General features: G+C 58.9%; 11 protein-coding genes and 1 pseudogene. 9 read left to right on the forward strand and 3 right to left on the reverse strand.

Annotated elements, in window-relative coordinates:
- Positions 1 to 10 precede the first annotated feature (10 nt).
- The 6 genes and pseudogenes from FHW04_RS20755 (at position 11) to FHW04_RS20780 (ending at position 4,623) form a co-directional block, all read left to right on the forward strand.
- The gene (locus tag FHW04_RS20755; protein ID WP_089562290.1) at positions 11 to 814 is read left to right on the forward strand and encodes a MetQ/NlpA family ABC transporter substrate-binding protein; all 804 of its coding nucleotides are present in this window, start codon (positions 11 to 13) and stop codon (positions 812 to 814) included.
- The gene (locus FHW04_RS20760; RefSeq protein ID WP_052720620.1) at positions 807 to 1,595 is read left to right on the forward strand and encodes a methionine ABC transporter ATP-binding protein; all 789 of its coding nucleotides are present in this window, start codon (positions 807 to 809) and stop codon (positions 1,593 to 1,595) included. Before FHW04_RS20755 ends, FHW04_RS20760 begins: the two co-directional genes overlap by 8 nt.
- Complete coding sequence (locus FHW04_RS20765; RefSeq protein ID WP_031377713.1) at positions 1,583 to 2,251, forward strand: methionine ABC transporter permease; 669 nt, start codon at positions 1,583 to 1,585, stop codon at positions 2,249 to 2,251. The genes FHW04_RS20760 and FHW04_RS20765 overlap by 13 nt, the downstream gene beginning before the upstream one ends.
- 9 nt (positions 2,252 to 2,260) lie before the next feature.
- Positions 2,261 to 3,330: pseudogene (locus tag FHW04_RS20770) on the forward strand (iron-containing alcohol dehydrogenase family protein).
- Positions 3,331 to 3,425: 95 nt separating this feature from the next.
- Entirely contained in the window at positions 3,426 to 4,028 is a 603-nt protein-coding gene (locus FHW04_RS20775; protein WP_046289302.1) for an NAD(P)H-dependent oxidoreductase, read from the forward strand.
- A complete protein-coding gene (locus FHW04_RS20780; RefSeq protein ID WP_089562291.1) occupies positions 4,018 to 4,623 on the forward strand; it encodes a TetR/AcrR family transcriptional regulator in 606 nt (201 codons plus the stop codon). Before FHW04_RS20775 ends, FHW04_RS20780 begins: the two co-directional genes overlap by 11 nt.
- 87 nt (positions 4,624 to 4,710) lie before the next feature.
- On the opposite strand, the gene malG is transcribed toward FHW04_RS20780, so the two are convergent.
- The 3 genes from malG to malE form a co-directional block, all read right to left on the reverse strand.
- Positions 4,711 to 5,601, reverse strand: coding sequence for a maltose ABC transporter permease MalG (gene malG / locus FHW04_RS20785; RefSeq protein WP_031377710.1), 891 nt, complete (start codon positions 5,599 to 5,601; stop codon positions 4,711 to 4,713).
- A gap of 144 nt (positions 5,602 to 5,745) precedes the next feature.
- Positions 5,746 to 7,272, reverse strand: a complete 1,527-nt coding sequence (gene malF / locus FHW04_RS20790; RefSeq protein WP_089562292.1) for a maltose ABC transporter permease MalF — start codon at positions 7,270 to 7,272, stop codon at positions 5,746 to 5,748.
- A 57-nt stretch (positions 7,273 to 7,329) separates the two neighbouring features.
- On the reverse strand, positions 7,330 to 8,520 hold the full coding sequence (malE, locus tag FHW04_RS20795) for a maltose/maltodextrin ABC transporter substrate-binding protein MalE (protein WP_162287703.1): 1,191 nt from the start codon (positions 8,518 to 8,520) through the stop codon (positions 7,330 to 7,332).
- Between the two features lie 361 nt (positions 8,521 to 8,881).
- On the opposite strand from malE, the gene malK reads away from it, so the two are divergent.
- From malK to malM, 3 genes are all read left to right on the forward strand, one after another.
- Positions 8,882 to 9,991 carry a maltose/maltodextrin ABC transporter ATP-binding protein MalK gene (gene malK, locus FHW04_RS20800; protein WP_089562293.1) on the forward strand — a complete coding sequence of 370 codons (1,110 nt, stop codon included), beginning with the start codon at positions 8,882 to 8,884 and terminating at the stop codon, positions 9,989 to 9,991.
- A gap of 42 nt (positions 9,992 to 10,033) precedes the next feature.
- Positions 10,034 to 11,335, forward strand: coding sequence for a maltoporin (locus FHW04_RS20805; protein WP_046289303.1), 1,302 nt, complete (start codon positions 10,034 to 10,036; stop codon positions 11,333 to 11,335).
- A gap of 104 nt (positions 11,336 to 11,439) precedes the next feature.
- Entirely contained in the window at positions 11,440 to 12,369 is a 930-nt protein-coding gene (gene malM / locus FHW04_RS20810; protein ID WP_089562294.1) for a maltose operon protein MalM, read from the forward strand.
- Positions 12,370 to 12,467: the final 98 nt, after the last annotated feature.

Genomic DNA, 12,467 nt, shown 5'->3' on the forward strand with positions numbered 1-12,467 from the left:
GAGAAAAATGATGATCAAAAAGCGCGTTTTAGCCCTTGCCGGGCTGACTTTACTGATTGCACAGAGTTTACAGGCGGCACCTTTACGTGTGGCCGCCGATCCGGTGCCGCACGCGGAAATTCTGGAATATGTCAAAACACTCGATCCGAAACTCGATTTTAACATCGTCGAGCTGAGCGGAGGCGTTAATGCCAACGAGCTGCTGGCGTCCGGTGACGTTGACGCCAACTACTTCCAGCATCTGCCTTATCTGAAAGATCAGGAAAAAGCGCTGGGGAAAACCTTCGCTATAGCGGCCAGCGTGCACATTGAGCCGCTGGGCATTTACTCCCATAAAGTGAAAAGCCTGTCGGCCCTGCCGCAGGGGGCCAGCATCGCGGTGCCCAATAACACCACCAACCTGAGCCGGGCGCTGTGGCTGTTGCAGGATAAAGGGCTGATTAAACTTGGCGCGCAGGGCGAAGCGGGTTCAACGCTGGTGACGCCGAAAGATATCAGCGACAACCCGAAACAGATCAAAATTATCGAGATCGAGTCACCGCAACTGCCGCGGGCGCTGGATGATGTCGATGCGGCGGTCATCAACGGCAATTACGCGCTGGAGGCGGGACTGACGCCAGCGAAAGATGCGCTGGGACTGGAGTCTGCCAGCCACAATCCTTACGCCAACCTGCTTGTTACCACGCCAGCGCTGGCAAAAGATCCGCGTATTCTGCAACTGGCGAAAGATCTGCGCTCGCCACAGGTGGCCGATTTCATCCGTAAAAACTATCACGGCTCGGTGATACCGGTAGCGGACCCGCAGCATGATTAAACTCTCGCATCTCAGTAAACACTACCCCGGCGCGGCGACCCCCGCGCTGGATGACCTGTCGCTGACCATCGAAGAGGGAACGATTTTTGGCATTTTAGGCCGCAGCGGCGCCGGAAAAAGTACCCTGCTGCGTTGCCTGAACCGGCTGGAAAGCCCCTCCAGCGGCCAGATCGAGATCGACGGCCAGGACATCGCCGCCATGAGCCTGGCGCAGTTGCGCCAGCAGCGGCAGCAGATGGGCATGATCTTCCAGCACTTCAATCTGCTGCACTCGCGCAATGTACACGACAACATCGACCTGCCGCTGGAGATCGCCGGCGTGCCGGCGGCGGCGCGGCGTCAGCGGGTCAGCGAACTGCTGCAACTGGTCGGTCTGGAGCACTTTGCCCGCGCCTGGCCGTCACAGCTCTCCGGCGGACAGAAGCAGCGGGTCGGCATTGCCCGCGCGCTGGCCGCCCGACCGCGTTATCTGCTGTGTGATGAAGCGACCAGCGCGCTCGATCCTGAAACCACCGGCTCGATTCTGGACTTACTGGCTGATATCCAGCAGCAGCTCAATATCACTATCGTATTAATCACCCACGAAATGACGGTGGTCAAACGCATCTGCGAAGGTGCCGCGCTGCTGGAGCAGGGGCGGCTGGTGGAGAGTGGTTCCCTGAGCCAGATCATGTCACGTGAAGAGGGACGCCTGCGGCAGATGCTGCTGCAGGATGGCGCAGCGGATCGGGCATTTATCGAGAAATATCAACGTGGAGCCGTAACACGATGCGTAGCCTGACCAGCGAACGTTTTCAGCAACTGCTGCTGAACGCCACCGCAGAAACGCTTTACATGGTGCTGCTGGCCGCGCTCTTTACTGTGGCAATCGGTTTGCCGGTCGGGGTCGTGCTGTTTCTGACCCGCCCGCAGGGCATTCTGCCTAACCGGGGCGTGTCATGGCTGCTGAATGCACTGGTTAACATTGGCCGGGCGCTGCCGTTTGTGGTGCTGTTGATCGCGTTGATTCCGTTTACCCGCTTGCTGGTCGGCACCACGCTGGGCAGCACGGCGGCGATCGTGCCGATCACCCTGGGCGCTTTTCCCTTTTTTGCCCGCATCGTCGAAAACGCGCTGGATGAGGTGGATCGAGGACGGATTGAAGCGGTGGTATCGATGGGCGGCACCCTGTGGCATATCGTCAGCCGCGTGCTGCTGCCGGAAGCCTTACCGGCGTTGGTGGCGGGCATTACCCTGACGATTGTGATGCTGATTGGCTTCTCGGCAATGGCCGGTGTGGTCGGCGGTGGGGGATTGGGCGATCTGGCGATCCGTTACGGTTATCAGCGTTTTGATAACCAGATTATGGCCGCCACCATCGTGGTGCTGCTGGCGCTGGTGATGCTGATTCAAAAACTGGGCGATCGGCTGGTCCGCTCGCTGGCCTATCGTCGCTAAGGGGGATTGATGTTTCGTGTGATGTCGCCGAAAGGCTATCTGCAACGTCCCGGCCTGCGGGCAGAGGTGGGTGAAATCATCCGGCCGCTGGCCACACATATTCACATTCTGACCTCGCCGCGCGCCTGGCAGGCGGTTAATCCGCAGCTGAGTATCAGCCTGGAGCGGGCCGGCATACGCTGGCAGCTCGACGTTTTAAACGGCGAATGTACCGATGCGGCGATTGCCGGGCTACAGCAGCAGGTGCAGACGCACGGCGCATCGCTGATTCTGGCGATTGGCGGCGGGCGGGTGCTGGACTGCGCCAAAGCGGTCAATGATGCGCTGCCGCAGGTCCGGCTGGTTAACATGGCGACCGTAGCAGCGACCTGTGCGGCCTGGTCACCGCTGGCGATTATTTACAATCAGCAGGGCGGTCATCTGCGCAGCCAGCCGCTCAGCAGCATGCCGGAGTGGATTCTGGTCGACAGCGAGGTGATTGCCGCCAGCGATGTACGTTATCTGCGCGCCGGAATGGTGGATGCGCTGGCGAAATGGATTGAGTTTGAACCCTATCAGCGGCAGACGCCGCATCAACTGGCACTGGATTTGAAAGTTAACGCCGCCAGGCAGGCGCTGGAGTGGTGCGAGCGCTGGGGCGAGGAGGCGGTGGCAGCCAACGTCGCGCAGCAGGTCACGCCCGCGCTGGAAAAGATTATCGAAGCCAATATTGTGCTGGCCGGGCTGGCGAACAGTATTCAGGACAGCCTGCCACGCCAGGATTTGCTCATGTTATTCATGACCGTCAGACGCATCAGCCTGAGCTTCACCACTGGCTGCACGGTGAAAAAGTCGGCTTCAGCCTGCTGGTACATTCTCTGATCGAGCAGGATAACGGGCAGGTCGAGCCGACGCTGTTATCGCTGCTGCGGCGTTTCAACAGCCCGCTGACGCTGCCCGCCGGGATCGACGACGCCACGCTGCAACAGATCGCCCGTGAGATTCATTTCCCCGACGCCAGCCTGGCGGATCTGCCCTTTACTATCGACCCGTACAAGCTGGAACAGGCGCTACGGGCGACCGCGACCTTTAAACCGTAAATGCGGTCTGCACCATCGCCGATAAACATCGCTTGCTAACCTACTAACCGTAACCTACCTTTAGTAACTTAATAGTGATGAAGGAGGTGACGACCATGCACGCATTAATTGTGACGGCCCATCCCGATCGGGATGCACATACTCACCGCGTTGCGGAGCAGCTTGCGCGCGGCATCATTGCCAGCGGTCAGCATAGCGTTGAACAGGCTGACCTGGCGGCTGAAGGGTTTGATCCGCGTTTTACTCTTCATGACGTGCGGCAGTTTAAAGGCCAGGCTGCTTCGCCGCCTGATGTGCTGGCTGAACAGCAGCGGGTGGATCGCGCCGACGCGCTGGTACTGGTCTATCCGATCTACTGGTGGTCATTTCCGGCGCAGCTAAAAGGCTGGATTGATCGGGTCTTTACCCAGGGCTGGGCTTACCAGGAGCAGGAAGGGAGGATAGTGAAACGTCTCGGCCATCTTCCGGTTCATCTGCTGGCGCTGGGGGCGGCCGATACGCGGACCTATCTGCGGCACGGCTACTTCGCCAGCATGCGCAATGAAATTGAGCACGGCATCTTCGATTACTGCGGCGCACCGGTGGTGACCAGCGAACTGTTGCTGACCGGCGATGAGGGCTATCCTGAGTCGCACTATCAGCAGGCCCGGCAGTTGGGTCAGCGTTTGTTTGTCGATCGGAGATCTCATGACCAGTGAAAAGTCCGCCAGGCCGCGCCTGTCGCGTGAAGCCCGGCGCAGACAGTTGTTAGACGTTGCATGGCAGTTAATGCAGGCCGAAGGCAGTGATGGCCTGACGCTGGCGCGGGTCGGTGATGCCGCCGGGGTCAGTAAGCCGGTGGTGTACGACCACTTCACAACCCGTCATGGTTTGCTGGCGGCCCTGTATGCTGATTTTGATCGTCGCCAGACCGAACTGATGGAAGCGGCCATGCGCGCCGCGTCACCGCGGTTGCAGCAAAAAGCGGCGGTGCTGGCCGCCTGTTATGTGGATTGCGTGATGACGGAGGGACGTGAAATCCCTGAATTGTTATCAGCACTCAGCACCTCGCCTGAACTTGCCGCCGTTAAACGTCATTATCAGCTCGACTTTATTGCCCGCTGTCAGCAGTGGTTTGCGCCTTTCAGCGGCGAAAACCGGATTGCTGACGCCGCAATGTGGGGAATGCTGGGGGCGGCAGATGCGATAGCCGGCGCGGTGGTACGCGGCGATATCAGTCAGGCAGAAGGTGAGCAGACGTTAACCGCGGTCATCCTGGCGCTGGTGGCAGGCAGCGGCGAGTCCGGTTGCTGACAGCATAAAAATGGCGGCCCGCAGGCCGCCTAATCCTCAACCACAACGGATGTTGTGTAAGCAGTGGCAACGTACAATGATGATCGTTTACCCTTTCACGCCGCCGGCGGTTAAGCCGCTGACCAGCCAGCGCTGTGCCAGCAGGAAGACCAGGGTGATAGGAATGGCCGAGAGCACCGCCGCCGCGGCGAAATCGCCCCACAGGTAGTTCTGTGGATTAAGGTATTGCTGCATCCCCACCGCCAGGGTGTAACTGTTGACATCGCGCAGCAGCAGCGACGCAACCGGCACCTCGGTGACGGCGGCGATAAACGCCAGAATAAACACCACTGCCAGAATCGGTACCGACAGCGGCAACAGCACCAGCCGGAACGCCTGCCACGGCGTGGCGCCGTCCAGCGCAGCGGCCTCTTCCAGCGAACCATCGATGGTTTCGAAATAGCCCTTAATGGTCCAGACATGCAGTGCGATACCGCCCAGATAGGCGAAAATCACCCCACCGTGAGTATTCAGCCCGATAAAGGGCAGATACTGGCCGAGTCGATCAAACAGGGCATACAGCGCCACCAGCGACAGCACCGCCGGGAACATCTGGAAAATCAGCATCCCCTTCAACAAACTGGCGCGACCGGTAAAGCGCATGCGGGCAAAGGCATAAGCGCAGGTGGTAGAGAGCGCCACAATGCCCAGCGCACTGATGGCCGCAATCTTGACCGAGTTCCACAACCACAACAGCACCGGAAAGGGCGGTGGCGTCACCCGACCATCGGCGTGTTCAACGCTGAAGCCCAGCGCCAGCCGCCAGTGCTCCCAGGAGATCTGCTCCGGGATCAGGCTGCCGGTGGCGAAGTTACCGGCGCGCAGTGAAATGGCGATCACCATCAGCAGTGGAAACAGGATGGCGGCAATAAATAACAGCAGCAGCAGATGCGTCGTCAGCAGACGCAGCCGTTGCGATTTTGGTTGTACCATAGCCATAACAACTCCTTAGCACCTGGTCCATCAGGCTATTTTATGTGTCACTCTGCAGCCGGGCAGTGCGCACAATCCTCACGTACTACCTGTACGCTCCGGTTGTTCCGCGCCTGCCTGCAACGATTACGCCTGGTGGGGCCAGGCTCCTTAGTCGAATTTCATCCGTGACGCTTTCAGGTTAATCACCGCCAGCGCACCCACCAGCAGGAAGATCAGGGTGGCAATGGCCGCCGCCAGACCAAAGTCCTGTCCGCCGCCGCCTTCAAAGGCGATACGCCAGGTGTAGTTGACCAGCAGGTCGGTATAGCCCGCCGGGGTAGTGGTACCGATCCGATCCGGCCCGCCGTTGGTCAGCAGTTGTACCAGCACAAAGTTGTTAAAGTTAAAGGCGAAGCTGGCGATCATCAGCGGCATCAACGGCTTCAGCAGCAGTGGCAGGGTGATCAGGAAAAAGTTTTGCAACGGTCCGGCCCCGTCCATCGCAGAGGCTTCATACAGATCGTCAGGAATCGCCTTCAGCAGTCCCATGCACAGGATCATCATGTAGGGATAACCCAGCCAGGTGTTGACGATAATCAGCATGGTGCGCGCCAGCGTCGGATCGCTGAACCAGGCGGGCTTCACGCCAAACAGCGCGCTGAGCATCACGTTGATCTCACCGAAACTCTGGTTAAACAGTCCCTTGAAGATCAGAATCGAGATAAACGCCGGTACCGCATAAGGCAGGATCAGCATCACCCGGTAAACCGCTTTGCCGCGCAGCGCCTCCCACTGCACCAGACAAGCCAGCACCATACCGACCGCCACGGTCAGCACCACGGTGATCAGTGAGAACAGCAGCGTCCAGCCGAAGATCGCCAGGAACGGCTTCTGAATACCTTCATCGGTAAACACCCGCAGGAAATTCTTCCAGCCGGTATTGACGGTGAAGCCAGGGCTCAGGGTTTCATTCGCCCAGCTACCGTCGGCGTTAATCGCCTGATAGAAACCGGTTTGCGGGTTAGCGCGATAGTGCGTTCCGCTCTGCTGGTTAGTCAGCTCATCCTGCGCGCCAACCTGATACAGCGGCTGGGTGCCGGAGAACTGCCGCAGTGAACTCATGCGTAACTGACGGCCATCCGGCAACACCGCACTGATCTGACTCAGCGCCTGGCGATTGCCGGTGATCACCCGCAGCGTGGCGCGCTCGCCAGCCGGTTGCGCGGCGGGCTGCATTTTCAGCTGCTGTTCACCGCCAAAGCGGAACGGCGGCGAGACAAAATGGTTGCCATTTTCATCCAGCATCAGTTGCCAGCGATCGCCCGCCGGATAGAGCGAGAAACTGACAGCTTCACCCGACTGGAAGGAACGGCTCAGCAGTACCTGCTGCGCCCGCTCAAAGGTGAGCTGGTTGGTGCTGCTGTAGTTGGTAAAGGCGATGGCGATGGTACAGGCGAGCGGAAACAGCACGAATAGCGCCATCCCCGCCACGCCGGGATAAACATAGCGCCAGGCATAGGCGCGACGATTAGCGTAGATCCACAGGCCGAGCGCACTGAGGATCAGCGTCAGCAGCGCAAACAGATATTCACCCTGCGCATACATCAGCACCAGCAGATAGCCGACCAGCAGACAGCAGATCCCGATGAGAACGCTTTTAATCAACAGACCTGGCGTTTTCGGTTTTCCTGACATGATGCGGTTTTCCTTAACGGTCACTCAAGCCGGGTTGCCCCGGCTGTAAAGGGAGGATTACTTTTTCAGGCGCGCCTGGGCATCTTTCAGGGCAGCGTCAACGCTCTGACGACCGCCCAGCGCATTCAGGGTAGCGGTGCGCATGGCGTACCAGAACGCCGCCATCTGCGGGATGTTCGGCATGATATCGCCGTGGCGGGCGTTGCTCATGGTGGCGGCGATACGGGAATCTTTCTCCAGCGTCTGCTGGAATGATTTCAGCGCCACGGCACCCAGCGGCTTGTCTTTGTTAACCGCGTCCAGTCCGGCGTCGGTCAGCAGGTAGTTTTCCAGAAACTCTTTTGCCAGTTCTTTATTGGGGCTGGCGGCGTTGATACCGGCACTCAGCACGCCGACAAAGGCTTTCGACGGTTTGCCGTTCAGCGTCGGTAACTCAGCAACGCCATAGTCGATGCCGCTTTTATCGATGTTGCTCCACGCCCAGGGACCGTTAATGGTCATGGCGGTTTGACCCTTGTTGAAAGCAGCTTCAGCAATCGAGTAGTCGGTATCGGCGTTGAGGGTTTTGGCCTTGACCTGATCGACCAGGAACTGCATGCCCGCTTTGGCTCCGGCGTTATCCACTCCGACATCCTTCACGTCATAACGGCCGTCATTCAGCTTAAAGGCATAAGCGCCACCCGCGGCCAGCAGTGGCCAGGTGAAGTAGGGTTCCTGCAGGTTAAACATGATGGCGCTTTTGCCTTTGGCGCGCATTTGCTTGTCGAGTCCGGCAATCTCTTCCCAGGTTTTTGGCGGTGTCGGCAGCAGCTTTTTGTTGTAAATCAGCGACAGCGACTCAACCGAAATCGGATAGCCGATCAGCTTGCCGTCAAAGCGCACTGCATCCCAGGTGAAGGGGAAGATTTTTTGCTGGAAGCTGGCGTCAGGCGTGATCTCAGCCAGCAGGCCCGATTGTGCGTAGCCGCCAAAGCGGTCGTGAGCCCAGAAAATGATATCCGGGCCATCGCCGGTGGCGGCCACCTGCGGATATTTCTCTTCCATCTTATCAGGATGCTCCACCGTCACTTTAATGCCGGTCTCCTGTTCAAACTTCTTACCGACCTCGGCAAGGCCGTTATAGCCCTTGTCGCCGTTGATCCAGATGACCAACTTGCCTTCCTCAATTTTTGCCACTGCGGATGCTGAAAACAGCACGGCAGAGAGGGCAGAGAGGGCCAGAATTCGTACACCGGTTTTCATCGTCATAAGTCCATCCTGTTTGCGGAAGCGGTGATTGCTCTACCGGCAACATTGTGCGCATCCGTCACCGCTTCTCATCCTCCTTCGCTCTACGCCCTGTGGCTGAGGGGTGTGATCGCGCTGGCAAAAAGCGGGCGAAGCGGCCGGTTACGGGCTAAAAAATCCGGCAGGTCTGCGTTAGCGATCACAAAAAACCGCCGCCGCCCGCCCGCCGCCGCGTCAGCCCGCCTTTCTCCTCCTCCCGCCTCCTCCCCCAGCAGGTTGCGCTGCGGCGGAGGATGTTAGCCCCGCCATCCTTGCGCATAGTGAGCCCCGGAACCCGTCTGCCGAGAGCAGACACGAATGAGCAGCTAAGAGGGAAGGGATCATGGCGAGCGTTGTGCTACGCAATGTCACAAAAGCCTGGGGCGATACGGTGGTGTCGAAAGATATCGATCTCACTATTCGTGAAGGGGAATTTGTCGTTTTTGTTGGCCCATCAGGCTGTGGCAAATCAACACTGCTGCGCATGATTGCCGGACTGGAAACCATCACCAGCGGGGAGCTGCTGATTGGTGACCGCCGCATGAATGAGGTGCCGCCCGCCGAGCGCGGTATCGGCATGGTATTTCAATCCTATGCGCTCTACCCGCACCTGTCGGTGGCGGAAAACATGTCTTTTGGCCTGAAGCTGGCCGGGGTAAAAAAAGCGGAAATCCATCAGCGGGTCAACCAGGTGGCGGAAATCCTGCAACTGGCGCACCTGCTGGATCGCCGTCCTAAAGCGTTATCGGGTGGACAGCGTCAGCGCGTGGCAATTGGCCGCACGCTGGTGGCGGAACCGCGGGTTTTCCTGCTGGATGAACCGCTCTCTAACCTTGACGCGGCGCTGCGCGTCCAGATGCGGATTGAGATCTCCCGTCTGCATAAGCGCCTGAAGCGCACCATGATTTACGTCACCCACGATCAGATCGAAGCGATGACGCTGGCCGATAAGATTGTGGTGCTCGACGCCGGGTGCATCGCGCAGGTCGGCAAGCCGCTGGAGCTTTACCACTATCCCGCCAACCGCTTTGTGGCCGGCTTCATCGGCTCGCCGAAAATGAATTTCCTGCCGGTCAAAGTGACCGCCACCGCCATCGATCAGGTGCAGGTCCGGCTGCCGAATCAGCAGCTGGTCTGGCTGCCGGTCGACAGTGCGGGCGTGCAGGTCGGCAGCAATATGTCTCTGGGCATACGCCCTGAACATCTGCTCTCCAGCGATATCGCCGACGTCACCCTTGAGGGTGAAGTGCAGGTGGTAGAGCAGCTGGGGCATGAAACACAGATCCATATCCAGATTCCCGCCATTCGTCAAAACCTGGTCTACCGCCAGGAAGACGTCGTGCTGGTAAAAGAGGGCGCCATCCTCGGTATCGGCCTGCCGCCCGAGCGCTGTCACCTGTTCCGTGAGGACGGGAGCGCCTGTCGCAGGCTGTATCAGGAGCTGGGTGTATAGCCCTGCCAAAACAATAAAAGCAATGACCTCAGGAGATAGAAAATGTTAACTCTGCGCAAACTTCCCCTCGCCGTTGCCGTCGCGGTGGGAACCCTCTCCGCCCCGACGATGGCGGTCGATTTTACCGGGTACGCCCGTTCCGGCATTGGCTGGACCGGCAGCGGTGGTGAACAGCAATGTTTTCAGGCCACCGGTGCTCAAAGTAAATACCGTCTGGGTAACGAATGCGAAACCTACGCCGAATTAAAATTAGGTCAGGAAGTGTGGAAAGAGGGCGATAAGAGCTTCTATTTCGACACCAACGTGGCCTACTCCGTGGCGCAGCAGAATGACTGGGAAGCGACCTCTCCGGCCTTCCGTGAAGCCAATGTGAAAGGTAAAAACCTGATCGAAGCGCTGCCAGGCTCAACCATCTGGGCCGGTAAGCGCTTCTATCAGCGTCATGACGTTCACATGATCGACTTCTACTACTGGGATATCTCTGGTCCGGGTGCCGGTCTGGAAGATGTGGATCTCGGTTTCGGTAAGCTGTCATTCGCCGCCACCCGTTCGTCTGAAGCGGGCGGGTCTTACACCTTCTCCAGCGATCGGATCCGTGACTTCGCCACCAGCACCGCCAACGACGTGTTTGACGTGCGCCTCGCCGGACTGGAAACCAACACCAACGGCGTGCTGGAGCTGGGGGTCGACTACGGTCGCGCCAACGCCCGTGACGACTACCGTCTGGAAGACGGCGCCTCTAAAGATGGCTGGATGTTCACTGCTGAACATACCCAGAGCATGCTGAAGGGCTACAACAAATTTGTGCTGCAGTATGCCACCGATGCGCTGACCTCACAGGGCAAAGGCGTGCCGCAGGGCACCAGCCTCAACAACAACGGCGATATGTATCGCATCCTCGACCACGGTGCGATCTCGCTGGCGGAACGCTGGGACCTGATGTACGTGGCGATGTATCAGAACATCGATCTGGATAATAACCGCGGCACCGAATGGTACACCGTCGGCGTGCGCCCGATGTACAAATGGACACCGATCATGAGCACCCTGCTGGAGCTGGGCTACGACAACGTGAAGTCGCAGCAGGCTAACGAACGCAACGGCCAGTATAAAATCACGCTGGCGCAGCAGTGGCAGGCGGGTGACAGCATCTGGTCACGTCCGGCGCTGCGCGTATTCGCCACCTACGCCAAGTGGGATGAGAAGTGGGGCTATAACAAAGACAGCGCCGGCGATCTCACCACCTTCGCCTCTGCTGACAGCAGCGGTAACGGCATCCTGACCAACAGCCGTGGCGACAACGACGAGATTACCTTCGGTGCGCAGATGGAAATCTGGTGGTAAGCCGACGCTCTCCAGCCCAGGCGCGGCGGCGCGCCTGATTGGTCTTTTTGGTCACGGTGCGCCATTGCCTGGTTCGTGCCGTGGCCTGCAATAAGGTAGGCATAATGAAAATGACAAAAACCCTGACGGCGCTCTGCCTGAGCGCGGCGTTACTGGCCGGACACAGTCTGCCAGCCCTGGCGGACATCAATCTGGTGCCGCAGGATCTCTCCTCTGCTCCGCAGGTTGCGCCGGAAACGCTGCAACACCTGAGCTGGCTGCCGGTTGCCGCTTCTCAGATCCAGGTTACCCAGCTGGCGACCAGTGGACAGTCACTGAATGCTCCGCACGTTGCCGGACCAGTGGCGGCCTACAGTCTGCCGGCCAATATCGGTGAACTGACGCTGACGCTGAGCAGCGAAGTGGCGAACAATCAGGTTTTCGCCCCGAACGTGCTGGTGCTGGATGAAAATATGCGGCCCGCCGCCTGGTTCCCGAGTCGCTACTTCACCTACCAGAAACCGGGTGTGATGGCGGCGGACCGGCTGGAAGGGGTGATGAAGCTCACGCCGGCGCTTGGCCAGCAAAAAATTTACCTGCTGGTGTTTACCACCGAGCAGGATCTGACCCAGACCACCACACTGCTTGACCCGGCGAAAGCTTACGCGCAGGGCACCGGTCACGCGGTACCGGATATTCCCGATCCGATCGCCCGTCACAGCCGTGAAGGGACGCTGAAGCTGAAACTGCAGACCAGTTCCGGCTCATCAATTCTGGTCGGCCCGCTGTTTGGCTCTTCCGGCCCTGGCCCGGTTACCGTAGGCAACACTGCTGCGGTTTCGCCAGCCGCCTACAGCGCTGCACCGGCCCCGGCACCAAAAGCCAAAGCTGAGCCGATCATCAATGAGACCGAAAGTTACTTTAACCAGAACATCAGACAGGCGGTGAACAGCGGCAATATCGATAAGGCGCTGAAATTGCTGGATGAAGCCGAGCGGCTGGGATCGACCTCCGCCCGGCAGACCTTTATCAGTAGTGTTAAAGGCAAGGGGTGAAACGGCCCCGACAATACTGATGTTGTCCCACCTGGTGCGCTGCGGCGCACCTTTTTTATGCTTATCACGCCAGATTACCCGGAAGCATAAAGCCGTAA

The sequence above is a fragment of the Pantoea sp. AN62 genome, assembly GCF_050432985.1.
Lineage (GTDB): Bacteria > Pseudomonadota > Gammaproteobacteria > Enterobacterales > Enterobacteriaceae > Pantoea > Pantoea brenneri.

What these genes read in the sequence shown, in the direction of transcription:
- FHW04_RS20755 (WP_089562290.1), top strand. Translation starts at nt 11, where the DNA reads ATGATCAAAAAGCGCGTTTTAGCCCTTGCCGGGCTGACTTTACTGATT.
- FHW04_RS20760 (WP_052720620.1), top strand. Translation starts at nt 807, where the DNA reads ATGATTAAACTCTCGCATCTCAGTAAACACTACCCCGGCGCGGCGACC.
- FHW04_RS20765 (WP_031377713.1), top strand. Translation starts at nt 1,583, where the DNA reads ATGCGTAGCCTGACCAGCGAACGTTTTCAGCAACTGCTGCTGAACGCC.
- FHW04_RS20775 (WP_046289302.1), top strand. Translation starts at nt 3,426, where the DNA reads ATGCACGCATTAATTGTGACGGCCCATCCCGATCGGGATGCACATACT.
- FHW04_RS20780 (WP_089562291.1), top strand. Translation starts at nt 4,018, where the DNA reads ATGACCAGTGAAAAGTCCGCCAGGCCGCGCCTGTCGCGTGAAGCCCGG.
- malG (WP_031377710.1), bottom strand. Translation starts at nt 5,601, where the DNA reads ATGGCTATGGTACAACCAAAATCGCAACGGCTGCGTCTGCTGACGACG.
- malF (WP_089562292.1), bottom strand. Translation starts at nt 7,272, where the DNA reads ATGTCAGGAAAACCGAAAACGCCAGGTCTGTTGATTAAAAGCGTTCTC.
- malE (WP_162287703.1), bottom strand. Translation starts at nt 8,520, where the DNA reads ATGACGATGAAAACCGGTGTACGAATTCTGGCCCTCTCTGCCCTCTCT.
- malK (WP_089562293.1), top strand. Translation starts at nt 8,882, where the DNA reads ATGGCGAGCGTTGTGCTACGCAATGTCACAAAAGCCTGGGGCGATACG.
- FHW04_RS20805 (WP_046289303.1), top strand. Translation starts at nt 10,034, where the DNA reads ATGTTAACTCTGCGCAAACTTCCCCTCGCCGTTGCCGTCGCGGTGGGA.
- malM (WP_089562294.1), top strand. Translation starts at nt 11,440, where the DNA reads ATGAAAATGACAAAAACCCTGACGGCGCTCTGCCTGAGCGCGGCGTTA.